Source organism: Comamonas granuli NBRC 101663, assembly GCF_000739995.1.
Classification (GTDB): Bacteria; Pseudomonadota; Gammaproteobacteria; order Burkholderiales; family Burkholderiaceae_C; genus Simplicispira; species Simplicispira granuli.
Genome location: NZ_BBJX01000021.1, coordinates 24,105 through 40,568, shown reverse-complemented (window position 1 = coordinate 40,568; position 16,464 = coordinate 24,105). Strand labels below are relative to the sequence as shown.

The 16,464-nt window shown below is 69.6% G+C and carries 15 protein-coding genes; 8 read left to right on the top strand and 7 right to left on the bottom strand.

Translation table 11 applies throughout. The features are described from left to right. Both CGR01S_RS15575 and CGR01S_RS15570 read right to left on the bottom strand, forming a co-directional pair. The coding region (locus tag CGR01S_RS15575) for a methyl-accepting chemotaxis protein (protein ID WP_042429423.1) at positions 1–1,197 on the bottom strand (1,197 nt) is incomplete at its 3' end. A gap of 203 nt (positions 1,198–1,400) precedes the next feature. Continuing rightward, positions 1,401–1,982 (bottom strand): chalcone isomerase family protein, encoded by a 582-nt coding sequence (locus CGR01S_RS15570; RefSeq protein WP_052382588.1) that lies wholly within the window; start codon positions 1,980–1,982, stop codon positions 1,401–1,403. 345 nt (positions 1,983–2,327) lie between these two features. Between CGR01S_RS15570 and trpE the strand changes: the two genes are divergently transcribed. The 8 genes from trpE (at position 2,328) to CGR01S_RS15530 (ending at position 10,511) form a co-directional block, all read left to right on the top strand. Further along, complete coding sequence (gene trpE / locus CGR01S_RS15565; RefSeq protein ID WP_042429420.1) at positions 2,328–3,827, top strand: anthranilate synthase component I; 1,500 nt, start codon at positions 2,328–2,330, stop codon at positions 3,825–3,827. After that, entirely contained in the window at positions 3,824–4,165 is a 342-nt protein-coding gene (locus CGR01S_RS15560) for a chorismate mutase (protein WP_042429419.1), read from the top strand. The genes trpE and CGR01S_RS15560 overlap by 4 nt, the downstream gene beginning before the upstream one ends. Further along, complete coding sequence (locus tag CGR01S_RS15555) at positions 4,162–4,731, top strand: aminodeoxychorismate/anthranilate synthase component II (RefSeq protein ID WP_042429417.1); 570 nt, start codon at positions 4,162–4,164, stop codon at positions 4,729–4,731. The genes CGR01S_RS15560 and CGR01S_RS15555 overlap by 4 nt, the downstream gene beginning before the upstream one ends. Positions 4,732–4,829: 98 nt before the next feature. Beyond that, complete coding sequence (gene trpD, locus CGR01S_RS15550; protein WP_042429415.1) at positions 4,830–5,864, top strand: anthranilate phosphoribosyltransferase; 1,035 nt, start codon at positions 4,830–4,832, stop codon at positions 5,862–5,864. 11 nt (positions 5,865–5,875) lie between these two features. Further along, positions 5,876–6,058: a hypothetical protein gene (locus CGR01S_RS15545; RefSeq protein ID WP_042429412.1), complete on the top strand. Its 183-nt coding sequence runs from the start codon at positions 5,876–5,878 to the stop codon at positions 6,056–6,058. Between the two features lie 27 nt (positions 6,059–6,085). Beyond that, on the top strand, positions 6,086–6,886 hold the full coding sequence (trpC, locus tag CGR01S_RS15540; protein ID WP_042429410.1) for an indole-3-glycerol phosphate synthase TrpC: 801 nt from the start codon (positions 6,086–6,088) through the stop codon (positions 6,884–6,886). A 127-nt stretch (positions 6,887–7,013) separates the two neighbouring features. Further along, on the top strand, positions 7,014–9,695 hold the full coding sequence (locus CGR01S_RS15535) for a diguanylate cyclase (RefSeq protein ID WP_042429407.1): 2,682 nt from the start codon (positions 7,014–7,016) through the stop codon (positions 9,693–9,695). Between the two features lie 48 nt (positions 9,696–9,743). Further along, entirely contained in the window at positions 9,744–10,511 is a 768-nt protein-coding gene (locus CGR01S_RS15530; RefSeq protein ID WP_042429405.1) for a uracil-DNA glycosylase, read from the top strand. Here the strand turns inward: CGR01S_RS15530 and htpG are convergent. The 5 genes from htpG to CGR01S_RS15505 form a co-directional block, all read right to left on the bottom strand. Next, positions 10,492–12,444, bottom strand: coding sequence for a molecular chaperone HtpG (htpG, locus tag CGR01S_RS15525; protein ID WP_042429401.1), 1,953 nt, complete (start codon positions 12,442–12,444; stop codon positions 10,492–10,494). The two genes, CGR01S_RS15530 and htpG, sit on opposite strands and share 20 nt — an antisense overlap. Positions 12,445–12,624: 180 nt before the next feature. Further along, entirely contained in the window at positions 12,625–13,557 is a 933-nt protein-coding gene (locus CGR01S_RS15520) for an exopolyphosphatase (RefSeq protein WP_042429399.1), read from the bottom strand. A 13-nt stretch (positions 13,558–13,570) separates the two neighbouring features. Continuing rightward, entirely contained in the window at positions 13,571–14,827 is a 1,257-nt protein-coding gene (locus CGR01S_RS15515; RefSeq protein ID WP_042429396.1) for a lipase family alpha/beta hydrolase, read from the bottom strand. 16 nt (positions 14,828–14,843) lie between these two features. Continuing rightward, positions 14,844–15,665: a pseudouridine synthase gene (locus CGR01S_RS15510; protein WP_084690750.1), complete on the bottom strand. Its 822-nt coding sequence runs from the start codon at positions 15,663–15,665 to the stop codon at positions 14,844–14,846. Positions 15,666–15,689: 24 nt separating this feature from the next. After that, positions 15,690–16,412, bottom strand: coding sequence for a Crp/Fnr family transcriptional regulator (locus tag CGR01S_RS15505; RefSeq protein WP_042429394.1), 723 nt, complete (start codon positions 16,410–16,412; stop codon positions 15,690–15,692). Positions 16,413–16,464 lie beyond the last annotated feature (52 nt).

Genomic DNA, 16,464 nt, shown 5'->3' with positions numbered 1-16,464 from the left:
GCGCACCTCGCTGGCCACCACGGCAAAGCCCCGGCCCTGCTCGCCCGCGCGCGCCGCCTCCACGGCGGCGTTGAGCGCCAGGATGTTGGTCTGGAAGGCAATGCCGTCGATCACGCCGATGATGTCGGCGATCTTGCTGCTGGCGTTGCTGATGCCCTTCATGGTCTCGACCACCTGGCCCACCACCTCGCCGCCCTGCTGCGCCACGCTGGAGGCGTTCACGGCGAGCTGGTTGGCCTGGCGCGCGTTGTCGGCGTTCTGGCGCACGGTGGAGCCGAGCTGCTCCATGGAGGCCGAGGTCTGCTGCAGCGCGCTGGCCTGCTGCTCGGTGCGCGCCGAGAGGTCGTGGTTGCCCTGGGCGATCTCGGCGCTGGCCGTGGCCACGCCTTCGGCGCTGTGGCGCACTTCGCTCACGATGGCGGCCAGCCGCGACTGCATGTCGGCCAGCGCCTGCAGCAACTGGCCGGTCTCGTCGCGCGCCGTGGTCTCCAGCGGCTGGGTGAGGTCGCCGCCCGCGATCTTCTCGGCCGCCTGGATGCCCTGGCGCAGCGGCGCGACGATGGAGCGCGTCACCATCCAGGCCATGAGGGCGCCCAGCGCCAGGGCCACGCAGGCACCGACGCCCAGCAGCACCTGGCTGGCCTCGGCCATGGCCACGCTGTCCTGCTGGCCCGCGGTCAATTGCGTGGCCATGTAGGTGCGCAGCGCATCGAGGGCCTGCAGGTACTTGTCGGCCAGCGGGCGCAACTGCTCGTCCACCAGGGTGGGCACGGCGGGCTCGCCGTTGCGGTGCAGTTCACGGATTTCGGCGAGCTTGGTCTGGTAGGCATCGCGCGTGGCGGTGATGGCGGCCAGCAGCGCCTTGCCCTGGCTGTCCTGCACCAGGGTTTCGATGCGCTGGACCTTGCCCTCGCTGGCGGCGGCCGTGGCCTGGGAGTCGGCCGTGAGCTTTTCCATGTAGGCCGTGTCGATGGCCTTGAGGAAGGCCTCGGTGCGCACCCAGTTCAGGCGCACGTCGGCGGCCCAGTCCTCCACCAGGGAGCGTTTCTCGATCTCGCGCGTGGCGACACGCTCGCCCGCCTCCTTGAGCGCGCCGATGCGCCAGATGCCCGAGAGCGCGAGCACGGCCGTGATGAGGAGGATGACGCCAAAGCCCAGGCCCAGGCGGAGTCCGACGCGGAGCTTGTTGATATTCATGTGGATCAGTACCTTGCGAAGCGATGGAGGAATGCGCAGATGCCTATGCCCTGGGCGGCAGCCGCCCCAGCGCCCGGTGCAGCAGCAAGGCTATGCCTGAACGCGGCGGGGCGCTGTCGGCCAGGCGACAGCGCGCCAGCGCAAAAAAAACCTGCCCCGAGGACAGGTTTTCAGAGGCGGATGCACTGCGTTCCATGGGCCTGCTACTTGATGCCCAGCAGCTCTTCCTTGAGCTTCCAGTCGGCCGGGCTCTGGCCGAACCAGATGGACATCAGCGCGCGGAAGAAGGCCGGATCCTGGAAGGGCTCGGACTGCAGCTTGCCCTTGGCCCAGATGCTCAGGCCCTTGGCCGGGTCCCATTCGAGGGCGCAGACGTCGCCCGGCGCGAAGGCCTTGTTGGCGGCGAAGATGTCGCCCATCTTGATCATGCCCGGGATGATCTTGGAGAGCTCCTGGCGGCTGACGTTGTCCTCGATGCCGCGCGTGAGCAGCTTGCCGAACTCCCCGGAATTGATTTCGCGCACGAAGGTCATGCTCAGGCGCTTGGGCCCGGGGGCGGCGATCAGTTCGTCGAGCGACTTGACCGGGCGCGTGGTGTAGAGGTCGCCCACGTAGACCTTGAACGGGCCCTTGTAGCGGATGCCCGCGCCATTGAGCTGGAGCTTGGTCCCGCCGACGGTGATGGTGTCCTCCACCTTGACGCCGGCAATCTCTACGGCCGCGTGCGCTGCGCCCGTCCAGCACAGGGCTGCAACCAGGGAAAGAAGGGGTAGTACCTTGCGCATAGGGAACCTCACAATAAAAGCACGATCGTGCACTTTCTGCAACCAATTGTGCCGGCTTGCGGCGGCAGGCGCATCAGGGTTTCCCAGGGGGAACGGCCGCGCCGGCGCTGCTGCGGCCGGGCGCATTTGCTACACTGCGCCCATGTTCATCCACCGCGTGTGCATCACAGGTCGCAGCGACCGGGGAGCCTGGCCCTGGCGCAAGCCTGCCTGCCTGAATCGCTGACAGCACGCGGGACACCCCGGCGTGCGCCCCTGGCCCCTGGCGGGCCTGCCCCATGAACTGCGGTGCGCCCTTGTTCCCTTGCGGCGGTGCACCGCTCCCCAGCAGGGAGTCCTCCCCCCGTGATCACCGAACTCGAATTCCAGAGCCTGGCGCGCGAAGGCTATAACCGCATTCCGCTCATCGCCGAGGCCTTTGCCGACCTCGAAACCCCGCTGTCGCTGTACCTCAAGCTCGCCCATGCCCAGGGCGACGGGCGCAACAGCTTTCTGCTCGAATCCGTCGTGGGCGGCGAGCGCTTCGGGCGCTACAGCTTCATCGGCCTGCCGGCGCGCACCCTGCTGCGCGCCAGCGGCTTTGGCAGCGCCGCGCGCACCGAGGTCGTGACCGACGGCCAGGTGGTGGAGTCGCACGCGGGCAACCCGCTGGACTTCATTGCTGCCTACCAGAAGCGCTTCCAGGTGGCGCTGCGCCCGGGCCTGCCGCGCTTTTGCGGCGGCCTGGCGGGCTATTTCGGCTACGACGCGGTGCGCTACATCGAGAAGAAGCTCGAAGCCACCTGCCCGCCCGACACCCTGGGCTGCCCCGACATCCTGCTGCTGCAGTGCGAGGAGCTGGCGGTCATCGACAACCTCTCGGGCAAGCTCTACCTCATCGTCTACGCCAACCCGGCCGAGCCCGAGGCCTATGCGCGCGGCAAGAAGCGCCTGCGTGCGCTCAAGGACCAGCTCAGGTACTCGGTGAGCGCGCCCGTGGTCAAGCCCAGCGAGCACCACCCGGCGCAGCGCAGCTTCGCCAAGCAGGATTACCTGGCCGCCGTGGAGCAGGCCAAGGAGCTGATCGCCGCGGGCGACTTCATGCAGGTGCAGGTGGGCCAGCGCATCCACAAGCGCTATACCGAGAGCCCGCTGTCGCTGTACCGCGCGCTGCGCTCGCTCAACCCCTCGCCCTACATGTACTACTACCACTTCGGCGACTTCCAGGTGGTGGGCGCCAGCCCCGAGATCCTGGTGCGTCAGGAGCACACGGAGCAGGGGCAGAAGATCACCATCCGCCCGCTGGCGGGCACGCGGCCGCGCGGCGCCACGCCCGAGAAGGACAAGGCGGCCGAGCAGGAGCTGGTGAACGACCCCAAGGAGCGCGCCGAGCACGTGATGCTCATCGACCTGGCGCGCAACGACATCGGCCGCATCGCCAAGACGGGCAGCGTGAAGGTGACCGAGGCCTTCGTCGTCGAGCGCTACAGCCACGTGATGCACATCGTGAGCAACGTCGAGGGCATCCTGCAGGACGGCATGACCAGCATGGACGTGCTCAAGGCCACCTTCCCGGCGGGCACACTCACGGGCGCGCCCAAGGTGCACGCCATGGAGCTCATCGACCGGCTCGAGCCGACCAAGCGCGGCCTGTACGGCGGCGCCTGCGGCTACCTGAGCTATGCGGGCGACATGGACGTGGCCATCGCCATCCGCACGGGCATCATCAAGGACGGCATGCTCTACGTGCAGGCCGCCGCCGGGGTGGTGGCCGATTCCGTGCCCGAGATGGAGTGGCGCGAGACCGAACACAAGGCCCGCGCCCTGCTGCGCGCGGCCGAACTGGTGGAGGAAGGACTGGAATGAGCCGCGCCATTGAACACACCCAGCATTGCGCCACCATGGAGGACGTGCGCCGCCGCATCGACGCGCTGGACGACGTGCTCGTGCCCCTGCTGGTCACGCGCGGCGGCTACATGACGCAGGCCGCGCGCATCAAGCAGGCGGCCTCCCAGGTGCGCGACGAGGAGCGCATCGAGGCCATCGTGGCGCGCGTGCGTGCGCGCGCCGAACGCGAAGGCGGCGAGCCGGACGTCATCGAAGCCATCTACCGCAGCATGATGGAGGCCTACATCGCCTTCGAGCACCGCGAGTTCGCGCGCCTGCGCGCCACGGCCACTGTTTCGGACGGGAGCGAGCCATGAAGCTCTTGATGATCGACAACTACGACAGCTTCACCTACAACATCGTGCAGTACTTCGGCGAGCTGGGTGCCGAGGTCGAGGTGTTCCGCAACGACGAGATCACGCTGGAGGGCATCGCCGCGCGCGCGCCCGAGCGCCTGGTGATCTCGCCCGGCCCGTGCTCGCCGCTGGAAGCCGGCATCTCGGTGGCGGCGATCCAGCACTTTGCCGGCAGGCTCCCCATCCTGGGCGTGTGCCTGGGCCACCAGAGCATCGGCGCGGCCTACGGCGGGCGCATCGTGCGGGCGCAGCAGCTCATGCACGGCAAGACCAGCCTGATCACCACCACACAGACCGGCGTGTTCGCGGGCCTGCCGCGGCAGTTCACCGTGAACCGCTACCACTCGCTGGCCATCGAGCGCGCGAGCTGCCCCGCAGTGCTGGAGGTGACGGCCTGGACGGACGATGGCGAGATCATGGGCGTGCGCCACCGCGAGCTGCCCATCGAGGGCGTGCAGTTCCACCCGGAGAGCATTCTCACCGAGCACGGCCACGCCATGCTCAAGAACTTCCTCGATCAAAAATAATAGCTGCCAGCGCTTGCTCCATCAGCGTTTCAGCATAAAAACAGGCTGAAACCGTTGCAGAGCAAGCGCCAGCAGCTATCCCATTGCAAGGTATCTCCATGACCCCCATCACCCCCCAGGAAGCGCTGCAGCGCACCATCGAGCACCGCGAGATCTTCCACGACGAGATGCTGCACCTCATGCGCATGATCATGGGCGGCGAGCTCTCGCCCGTCATGACCGCGGCCATCGTCACCGGCCTGCGCGTGAAGAAGGAGACCATCGGCGAGATCACCGCCGCCGCGCAGGTGATGCGCGAGTTCTCGCACAAGGTGCACGTGCAGGATGCCACGCACCTCGTGGACATCGTGGGCACGGGCGGCGACGGCGCGGGCACCTTCAACATCTCCACCTGCGCCACCTTCGTGATCGCCGCCGCGGGCGGCAAGGTCAGCAAGCACGGCGGGCGCAGCGTCAGCAGCAAGAGCGGCAGCGCCGACGCCATGGAGGCGCTGGGCGTGAACATCATGCTGCAGCCCGCGCAGATCGCCGACTGCATCCGCGACGTGGGCATAGGCTTCATGTTCGCGCCCAACCACCACCCCGCCATGAAGAACGTGGCGCCGGTGCGCAAGGAGCTGGGCGTGCGCACCATCTTCAACATCCTGGGGCCGCTGACCAACCCGGCCGGCGCGCCCAACATCCTCATGGGCGTGTTCCACGAGGACCTGGTGGGCATCCAGGTGCGCGCCCTGCAGCGCCTGGGCGCCGAGCACGCGCTGGTGGTCTACGGCCGTGACGGTCTGGACGAGATCAGCCTGGGCGCCGGCACGCTGGTGGGCGAACTCAAGGACGGCGTGGTGCGCGAGTACGAGATCCACCCCGAGGACTTCGGCCTGCGCATGGCGGGCACGCGCGCGCTGCGCGTGGACAACCCCGAAGAATCCAAGGCCATGCTCTTGAAAGTGCTGCAGGGCGAGGAAGGCCCGGCGCGCGACATCGTCTGCCTGAACGCCGGCGCCGCCCTGTATGCGGCCAACGTGGCCGGCTCGCTGGAGGACGGCCTGCGCCGCGCGCAGCAGGCCCTGGCCAGCGGTGCGGCCCTGGCCAAGCTGCACGAGCTGGTGGTCTACACCCAGAAGTTCGCGGCCTGAGCGCACCCGCCATGGGCCTGCTGGACGCCCCCATCTGGAACGACCCCGGCACCTGGATCGCGCTGGGCGTCTCGCTGCTGTTCATCGTCGTGGGCATCGTGATGCACCGCATCGTCATGAAGGTGCTCCGGGGGCCGGCCTCTGCCGCCACGCCCACCGAGGGCCAGGCGCCCAGCGCGCGCCGTGAACCTTGACGCTCCCCCGGGAGCAAGAAAGCAAGCATGTCTGACATCCTGAAAAAAATCTGCGACGTGAAGGTCGAGGAAGTGGCCGCCGCGCAAAAGCGCGTGTCCTTCGCCGACATGCGCCGCGACGCCGAGAGCCGCGTGCTCACGCGCGACTTCGTGGGTGCGTTGCGCGCCAAGATCGCCACCGGCCAGGCCGGCGTGATCGCCGAAATCAAGAAGGCCAGCCCCAGCAAGGGCGTGATCCGCGCGGACTTCGTGCCCGCCGACATCGCGCAGAGCTACGCCGCGGGCGACGGCGCGGTCAGCGCGGCCTGCCTGTCGGTGCTGACCGACCGCCAGTTCTTCCAGGGCCAGCCCGACTACCTCAAGCAGGCGCGCGCGAGCTGCCCGCTGCCGGTGCTGCGCAAGGATTTCATGGTCGACCCGTACCAGATCTACGAATCGCGCTCCATGGGCGCCGACTGCGTGCTGCTGATCGCCGCCTGCCTGGAGGACGGCCTGATGGCCGAGATGGAGCAGATCGCCCGCAGCCTGGACATGGCCGTGCTGGTCGAGGTGCACGACGGGCATGAGCTCGAGCGCGCGCTCAGGCTCAAGACGCCGCTGGTGGGCATCAACAACCGCAACCTGCGCACCTTCGAGGTCAGCCTGCAGACCACGCTGGACCTGCGCCAGGAGGTGCCAGCCGACCGCCTGCTGGTGACCGAGTCCGGCATCCTCGGCCCGGACGATGTGCACACGCTGCGCGACGCGGGCATCCACGCCTTCCTCGTGGGCGAGGCCTTCATGCGCGCGCCCGACCCCGGCCTGGCGCTGGCACGGCTGTTCGCCTGAGGCGCACAGGCCCCGCGGCGGCGCCGCCGCCGCGTACTATCATGAAAGCGGCTCGCGCAACGCGGGGGCGGAGCCCGGGGCGCAGCGTGGCCGCTCCGTCGTGTGCAGCCAGCGTGAGGAGCCACTTTTGCGCCCAAGTCCCACAACGCCCAACCCGCGGTTGCGCCGCGAATGGGCCTGGCTCGCCGCCCTGTGGCTGGCTCTGGGGGCCATGGTGTGCGCCGCCCTGGTGCTGGAGCACCGCGACACCGAGGCGGGCGAGCGCCAGCAGATCACGCACCAGGCCCACATCGTCCACGAGAACCTGTACCGGCAGATCGACGCCGTCAACCACGCCCTGCTGAGCCTGCGCCAGGACGTGGTGCAGTGGCGCGCCCAGGTGCAGGGGCCGCGCTGGCTCGGCGAGCGGCTGCAGGCCTTCAGCGACGCCATGACCAGCGTGCGCACCTTGAACGTGCTCGACGCCCAGGGCACGGTGATCGCCTCCAACCGCAACGAGCTGCTGGGCGAGAACTTTGCCAGCCGCGACTATTTCCGGGCGGCGCTGCGCGTGGCCGGCACGCCGGACAACCCGCTGATCGTCAGCCCCCCGTTTCGCACGCGGCTGGGCGCCTGGTCCATCAACCTGGCGCGCGTGGTGCGCGCGCCCGACGGCAGCCTGGCCGCCGTGGTGGCGGCCACGCTGGACCCGGAGGAGTTCAAGACCCTGCTGGAGTCCGTGCGCTATGCGCCCGACGTGGTCGCCACCCTGGCGCATGGCGACGGCCTGCGCTTTCTCAGCGCGCCCGCCGACGCGCAGCAGCTCGGCGTGGACCTGGCGCAGCCCGGCACGCTGTTCCAGCGGCACCGCGACAGCGGCCTGCCCGAGAGCCTGTTCGTCGGCCCGCTGGAGCCCGGGCAGGCGCCGCGGCTGACGGCCATGCACACCATCCACCCCGCCGACCTGCAGATGGACAAGCCGCTGGTGGTGACCGTGGGGCGCGACTGGCACCAGATGCTCGCCCCCTGGCGCGCCCGCGCCTGGACGCTGGGCGGCACCTGGCTGCTGGCCGGCCTGGCCCTGGCCCTGGGCCTGGGTTTCACCCAGCGGCGCCGCCGCCAGCTCTGGCGGCGCGAACAGGCGCTGGCGGCGCAGACGGCCACGCTGCAGGCGCGCTGGCAGGCCGTGCTGCAGGCCACGCAGCAGGGCGTGTGGGACTGGGACGTGGCCGCGGGCACGGTGTACTTCTCGCCCGTGTGGAAATCCATGCTGGGCTATGGCGACAACGACATCGGCAACGGCCTGCAGGAGTGGCAAAGCCGCGTCCACCCCGATGACCTGGAGCGCGTGATGGACGATGTGGAGCGCCATCTGCGCGGCGAGACGGCGTACTACGAGAACGTGCACCGCCTGCGCTGCAAGGATGGCAGCTACAAGTGGGTGCAGGACCGCGGGCAGGCCATGGAGCGCGACGCCAGCGGCCGACCGCTGCGCCTCATCGGCACGCACACGGACGTCACCGCGCAGCGCCAGCACCAGGAGACGCTGGACCGGCTCGCCGAGAACGTGCCCGGCGCGCTCTACCAGTACCAGCGCGAGCCCGACGGACGCAGCCACTTCCCCTACGCCAGCCGCGGCGTGGAGGACATCTACGGCCTGCCGCCGCAGGTGCTGCGCGCGGACGCAGCGCAGGTGTTCGAGCGCATCCACCCCGACGACCTGCCGGCGCTCAACGACAGCGTGCTGCAGTCGGCGCAGACGCTGCAGCTGTGGCGCTGCGAATACCGCGTGCGCGTGCCGGGCCGCGGCGAGCGCTGGATCAGCGGGCAGGCACGGCCGGCGCGCACGGCCTCGGGAGCGGTGCTGTGGCATGGCTACATCCACGACGTGACGCAGGCCAAGCAGCAGTCGCTGCAGTTGCAGGAGACCGAGCGCCTGCTCAAGCACCTGATGCAGGAGATGCCCATCGGCCTGTGCATGGTCGATGCTGCCGGGGCCATCTACTTCCGCAACCGGCGTTTCCAGGACTTGTTCGGCTTCGCCGACGACGAGGTGCCCACGCTGGCGCAGTGGTGGCTGCGCGCCTACCCCGAGCCGCAGTACCGCGAACAGGTCATCACCACCTGGAACGCGGCCCTGGCCCAGGCCGGCGCCCAGGGCGGAGAGATCGCGGACCAGGAATACCGCGTCACCGACCGCGACGGGCGCCTGCACACCATGGTCATCGGCGGGCTGGCGTTCGGCGACCACTTCATGGCCACCTTTGTGGACCAGACCGAGCAGCGCGCGCAGCAGGAGCTGCTGCGCAAGCTGGCCTTCATGGACGGGTTGACCGGCCTGGCCAACCGCCGCCAGTTCGACCGCAGCCTGCAGGCCGAATGGCGCCGCTGCCGCCGCAGCAGCAAGCCGCTGGCGCTGGCGATGATCGACATCGACCACTTCAAGCAGTACAACGACCTCTATGGCCACCAGCAGGGCGACGCCTGCCTGCGCGCCGTGGCCGAGGTGCTGCGCGCGGGGCTGGGGCGTTCGCACGACCTGGTGGCCCGCTACGGCGGGGAAGAATTTGTCTGCCTGCTGCCCGAATGCGACCTGGACGGCGCGCGCGCCAAGGCCCAGGCGCTGTGCCGGGCGGTGCAGGCGCGGGGCCTGGCGCACGCCGGCTCGCAGGTGGTGCCGGTGGTCACCGTCAGCATCGGCGTGGCCAGCGAGGTGCCGCACGCGGGCACCACCCCCGAGCAGTTGCTGGCGCGCGCCGACGCGCACCTCTACCGCGCCAAGGCCGCCGGCCGCAACCGGGTGGACGATGGCACGGATACGCTATCATAAAATGAGCTTCCAGCGCTTGCTGGATAAGCGCCAGAGCCCATTTTGACTATGAATTCCACCCCCCCGCCCCGCGCCACCCAGTTGCAAAGCGCCGACCCGGCCGGCTGGCCCGTGGCGCCCGGCTGGCAGCCGCTGGTCGATGGCTTTTTCGCCAGCACGCGCGGCCAGGCGCTGCGCGCCTTTCTGCAGGCGCGCCTGGACGCAGGCGCCACCATCTTCCCCCCCGAGCCGCTGCGCGCGCTGGCGCTCACGCCGCCCGAGGCCGTGCGCGTGGTCATCCTGGGCCAGGACCCGTACCACGGGCGCGGCCAGGCCGAGGGGCTGGCGTTTTCCGTGGCGCCGGGCGTGGCGCTGCCGCCCTCGCTGCGCAACATCTTCAAGGAGCTGCAGCGCGACCTGGGCACGCCGCCGCCCGCCTGGCCTGCGCCCGGCGGCAGCCTGGTGAAGTGGGCCGAAAACGGCGTGCTGCTGCTCAACACCTGCCTGACGGTGGAGGAAGGCCAGCCCGCCAGCCACGCAGGCCAGGGCTGGGAGCAGCTCACCGACGCCGTCATCCGCCAGGTGGCGCAGGGCCCGCGCCCCGTGGTGTTCATGCTCTGGGGCAGCCACGCGCAGTCCAAGCGCGCGCTCATCCCTGCGGAGCGGGGGCATCTGGTGCTGTGCGCCAACCACCCCTCGCCGCTGTCGGCGCTGCGCCCGCCCGTGCCCTTCATCGGCTGCGGGCATTTCGGCCAGGCGCGCGCCTTTAAAGCGCAGCAGGCGGCGGCGGGCGCGGCGCCGCCGGCCGCCCCCGCCCTCAGGCCAGCAGGGCGTTGACGCGCTTGACGTAGGCGGCCGGGTCTTCGGGCAGGCCGCCTTCGGCCAGCAGGGCCTGGTCGAACAGGATGTGCGCCAGGTCGTGGAAGTGCATGCTGCCGTCGAGCTTCTTCACCAGCGCGTGCTCGGGGTTCACCTCCAGCACGGGCTTGGCGTCCGGCGCCTTCTGGCCGGCTTGCTTGAGCAGGCGCGCGAGCTGCGTGCTCATGCCGCCGTCCTGCACCACCAGGCAGGCCGGTGAATCGACCAGGCGCGTGGTCACGCGCACGTCTTCGGCCTTGTCCTTGAGGGCCTCCTTGAGCTGGGCCAGTACGGGCTTGAAGGCTTCGGCGGCTTCATCAAAGGCCTTCTTCTCGGCCTCGTCCTGCAGCTTGCCCAGGTCCACGGCGCCCTTGGCCACGGACTGCAGCGGCGTGCCGTCGAAGTCCTGCAGGTAGTTCAGCGCCCACTCGTCCACGCGGTCGGTCATGAGCAGCACCTCGATGCCCTTCTTCTTGAAGACTTCGAGCTGCGGGCTGTTCTTGGCCGCCGCCAGGGTGTCGGCGGTGATGTAGTAGATGGCCTCCTGGCCTTCCTTCATGCGCGCCTTGTAGTCGGCGAAGGACACGCTGGGCGCGTCGGAGCTGGTGGAGGCAAAGCGCAGCAGCTTGGCGATGCGCTCGCGGTTGCCGAAGTCCTCGCCCAGGCCTTCCTTGAGCACGGCGCCGAACTCGGCGTAGAACTGCGTGTACTTGCCTTCCTTGGCCTTGTCTTCCTCGCTCACCACGTCGGTCACGCCGTCGGCGCCCTCGGCGGGGGCGTCGTGCCGGTCATGCTTGGCCAGGTCTTCGAGCATGGAGAGCACGCGCTTGACCGAGCCGTCGCGGATCAGGCGCACGTCGCGGCTTTCCTGCAGCAGCTCGCGGCTGACGTTGAGCGGCAGGTCGGCCGAGTCGATCACGCCGCGCACGAAGCGCAGGTACTGCGGCATGAGGCTTTCCGCGTCGTCCATGATGAACACGCGCTTGACGTAGAGCTTGACGCCCGCGTGCTTGCCCTGCTGGTACAGGTCGAACGGCGCCTTGGCCGGGATGTAGAGCAACTGCGTGTACTCGGTGTTGCCCTCGACGCGGTTGTGGCTCCAGCTCAGGGGGTTCTCGTGGTCGTGGCTGATGGCCTTGTAGAACTCCTGGTACTGCTCGTCGGTGATGTCCTTCTTGGGGCGCGTCCACAGGGCGCTGGCCTTGTTCACGGTCTCCCATTCGCCGGTCTTGACCATGGCGCCGGGCTCGCCTTCCTTCTCGCTGTCCTTCCATTCCTCTTTTTCCATGAGGATGGGCAGGCTGATGTGGTCGGAGTACTTGGCGATGACCTGCTTGAGCTTCCAGGCGTTGAGGAACTCCTCGGCGTCCTCGCGCAGGTGCAGGATGACGCTGGTGCCGCGCGCGGCGCGCGTGAGGGACTCGACCTCGAAGTCGCCCGTGCCGCCGCTCGTCCAGCGCACGCCTTCCTCGGGCTTCATGCCCGCGCGGCGCGACTCGACGGTGATCCTGTCGGCCACGATGAAGCCGGAGTAGAAGCCCACGCCGAACTGGCCGATGAGCTGGGCGTCCGCCTTCTGGTCGCCCGAGAGCTTGCTCATGAAGTCCTTGGTGCCGCTCTTGGCAATGGTGCCCAGGTGGTCTATGGCCTCCTGCGCGCTCATGCCGATGCCATTGTCCTGGATGGTGAGCGTCCGGGCGGCCTTGTCGAAGCTCACGCGCACTTCGAGCTGGGGCGCGTCTTCGTACAGGGCGGCGTTGTTCAGCGCCTCAAAGCGCAGCTTGTCGCAGGCGTCCGAGGCGTTGGAGATGAGCTCGCGCACGAAGATCTCGGGGTGGGAGTACAGCGAGTGCGTGACCAGGTGCAGCAATTGCGCCACTTCGGCCTGGAAGGAATGGGTTTGTTTGCTCATGGGAAGAAGGGGTGAAAACCAGTACGACAGGGCGCCGCAGCACGAGCGACGCACGCCCGCGTACAGGTAGGGGCGATGCGCAGCGTTTCAAGCACCCGCCGGGCCCACTTGCGCCGCCGCGCCGGTTTTTATCAAAAAGAATAGCTGCCAGCGCTTGTCCGGCAAGCGCTGGAGCCCTTTTCAGCCATCCGCGTTGATGCGCTGGATCAGGGTGCGCAGCACGCCGTCGGCCTTGTCGTTGGCGATCTGACAGGTGCCGGCCGCCGCATGGCCGCCGCCGCCGTATTCGAGCATGAGGTTGCCCACATGGGTCTTGCTGCTGCGGTCCAGGATGGACTTGCCCGTGGCGAACACCGTGTTCTGCTTCTGTACGCCCCACATCACGTGGATGGAGATGTTGGCCGTGGGGAACAGCGCATAAATCATGAAGCGGTTGACGGCCCAGATGGTCTCCTCCTGGCGCAGGTCCAGCACCACGAGGTTGCCGATCTGCATGGCGCAGTGCAGGATTTGCTCCTTGGCGCGCGCGGCGTGCTCGAAGTAGAGCTGCACGCGCTCCTGCACATCGGGCAGTTGCAGGATCTGCGCAATCGTGTGGTCGCGGCAGTAGTCGATCAGGGCCATCATCAACTGGTAGTTGCTGATGCGGAACTCCCGGAAGCGCCCCAACCCGGTGCGCGAGTCCATGAGGTAGTTGAGCAGCACCCAGCCCTGGGGGTCGAGGATGTCCGTGCGCGAATACTGGGCCGAGTCGGCCTGGTCGACCGCCACCATCATCTCGTCGGAGATGCGCGCAAAGCGCGCCTTGCCGCCGTAGTGGTTGTAGACCACGCGCGCCGCCGAGGGCGCATGCGCCTCGATGATGTGGTTGGGCCGCTCGCCCTGGTTGCGCACGGTTTCGGACTCGTGGTGGTCGAACACCAGGTGCGCGCCCGGCACATAGGGCAGGTTGGTGGTGATGTCGCGGCCGGTGATCTCGATCTTGCCGTCCTGCATGTCCTTGGGGTGGACGAAGAGGATCTCGTCGATCAGGTCCAGCTCCTTGAGCAGCACGGCGCACACCAGACCGTCGAAATCGCTGCGGGTCACCAGACGGAATTTGCGCTCGCTCATGGGGATTTCCTTGTTACTGTGAGTTACCAGCGCGCATGGTAGCAAGCGCCGGACCGCCTGCCGGCGGCTGCAGCCACTGCACCAACTGGCGCGCCACGGCGGGGCTGCTGAGCAGGTCCAGGTGTCCCGTCTTCCAGACCACCTGCTGGTGGCTGGGGGCAAAGCCCAGGCAGTGCGCCGGATCGGCGTGCTGGCCCAGCGCACTGCGCAGGGGCACCAGCCCATCGCCCACCAGGCGCTCGGCCGCCGTGCTGCGGCGCGCCGCCAGGGCCGCAGCGACGGTGAAGCACGCCACCCCGGCGGGCAAGGGCGTGGGCGGGCGGGCGTCGGCCAGGCCCTGCGCGGGCGCGTGGGGCGCGCGCACCTGGCCGTGGCGCAGGTCGGTGATGCCGGCGCTGCGCAGGCGCGCCAGGCGCACGAAGGGGCGGCTGTAGGGGGTGCTGCCCAGCAGCACCTGCACCCACTGGCCCGCGCGCTCGAGCGGCGCGCCGTGGTGCGGCGTGCCCAGGCACACCAGGTGGCGCAAATGGCCCAGCCAGCGCTGGCCCGCCTGCGCGCCGTGGTGGCAGGCGGCCCGCGCCACCAGGCCGCCCATGCTGTGCCCCAGCACGCTCAAATCCTGCACGGGCACGGGCCAGGCGGCCAGCAGCGCTTCCAGCGCCTCGGCCAGGCGGTGCCCGTTGTCGGCAATGTGCAGGCCGGTGTTGTAGAAGACGTAGACCGGCGTGTAGCCCAGCGCCTGCGCCAGGTGGGCGCCATGGTCGTGGCCGGCGCGCAGCCATTGCCGGTCGTTCATGCACAGGCCGTGCACCAGGACCAGCACCTTGCCCGTGGCCGCGCCGGCCGCGTGCAGCGCCGCCAGGTCCAGCGCCTGCCCGGCCTGGCGCAGTTGCAGGGGCAGCGCCAGGGGGTTGGCCTCGGCCGCCAGGCGGTCGCCCATGACGCCGTTGAGCGCGGCCAGCACGGCGTCGCGCCGCGCGCTGGAGACTTCGGCGCCCGCCGCCGCGGGCTCGAGCAGGTGCAGCGCGGTCTGCACGCCCGCATCGACCCAGCGCGTCACGCCATGGATGCTGCGGTACACCAGGCCCGTGATGCCGCGCGTGCGCCCGGGCGCGGCAGCGCCCGGCAGGCCCATGCTGCCGAGCACGGACTGGTGCACGCCCTCGACGATGCGCACCACGCCCGCCGTGGCCTCGGTGGCCAGGCGCGCGGCGCCGCGCAGGTCGGCCGTGCGCCAGGAAAACCGGGGACCGAAGGGGGGACGGGACATGGCGGGGGCTGGGGTTTCAGAAGCGTTCATCCGGCCCCAGGTAGCGCCACTGCCCCACAGGCAGGCGCCCCAGCAGCACCCGGCCGATGCGGATGCGCTTCAAGCCCACCACCTTCAGGCCCACGAGCTCGCACATGCGCCGGATCTGGCGCTTCTTGCCCTCGGTGAGCACGAAGCGCAGCTGCTCGGGGTTTTGCCATTCCACCTGCGCGGGCTTGAGCGGCTGGCCGTCCAGGCTCAGGCCGTGGCGCAGACGCGCGAGCTGCTGCGCCGGAAAGGCCGCCTGCACATCCGCGGCCACGCTGCCGTACTGCACGCGCACCAGGTATTCCTTGTCGATGCCGGAGTCCTCGCCGATGAGCTGGCGCGCCACGCGCCCGTCCTGCGTGAGCACCAGCAGGCCGACGGAGTCGATGTCCAGCCGCCCGGCGGGCGCCAGCCCCTTGAGCTGGGCCGGCGTGAAGCGCTGGCCGCTGGCGTCGCCGCTCCAGTGGCTGCGCTGGGAGATGAGCGTGGCGGCGGGCGGATGGCCGTCCTCGGCCTGGCCCGAGACATAGCCCACGGGCTTGTGCAGGAGGATGGTGACCTGCCCCGCCTGCTGGCGGCGCGCCGCCTGCTGCACCGTGACGCGGTCCTGCGGCAGCACCTTGCTGCCCATGGCGGCCACCTGGCCGTTGACCAGCACCCAGCCGCGCGCAATCCATTCGTCGGCCTCGCGGCGCGAGCACAGGCCCAGGTCGGCCAGGCGCTTGTTCAGGCGCACGGGCGCCGCGCCGTCGGCAGCGGCGGCAGGGCCGGGGGCGGCGCGCACGGCGGCGCGCCCGGAAGCGGGGGGCATATTCGGTGGCATGCGCGCATTGTCTCAGCACGCCCGGGGGGCCAGCACGCTGCTGCGCAGGGCGGGCAGGTCCAGCACGCGCAGGCCGCCGTATTCGACACGGATGACGCCCAGGTCCTGCAGGCTGGCCAGCGCCTCGTTGACGCGCTGGCGCGACAGGCCCACCAGGTACGCCAGCTCCTGCTGGGTGATGCGCAGCACCTGCCCGACGCCCGGGTAGAGCACGGGGTTGAACAGCGCGGCCAGGCTGCGCGCCACGCGCGCATCGGGGCTGCCCAAGCGGTCGATCTCGCGTGCGGCGATGAACTGGCCCAGGCGCTCGTTGAGCTGATTCATCACGAAGCGGTTGAAGCCCAGCGAGTGGTCCAGCAGCCAGTGGAAGGTGTCGATCGGCAGGCCTGCGACCACGCTCTTGCGCAGCGCCAGCACGTTGTAGCGGTAGGGCTCGCGCTTGATGGCCGTGCCCTCGCCGAACCAGCCCCCGGGCGGCAGGCCCGCAAAGGTCATGGTGCCGCCGTCGGCGTCGTCGTTGTTCATCTTGAGCAGGCCCTCGACCACGCCAAACCAGTAGGTGACGGGGCGGCCCACGCGGCACACGTAGTCGCCGGCACGCGCATCGCCCACGAGCAACTCCTCCTCGGCGCGCAGGCGCTCGCCGGGCTGCAGCAGGCCCAGCCAGGGAATGCCGGCCAGCTCGTCGGCCGTGGGCTTGCGCCGGCGCCGGTGCAGGGACAGTTCGTCGCTCATGCGAACACCTTATGCGGGAATACCACGAAGCCAAATGTCGTCATAAGGACAA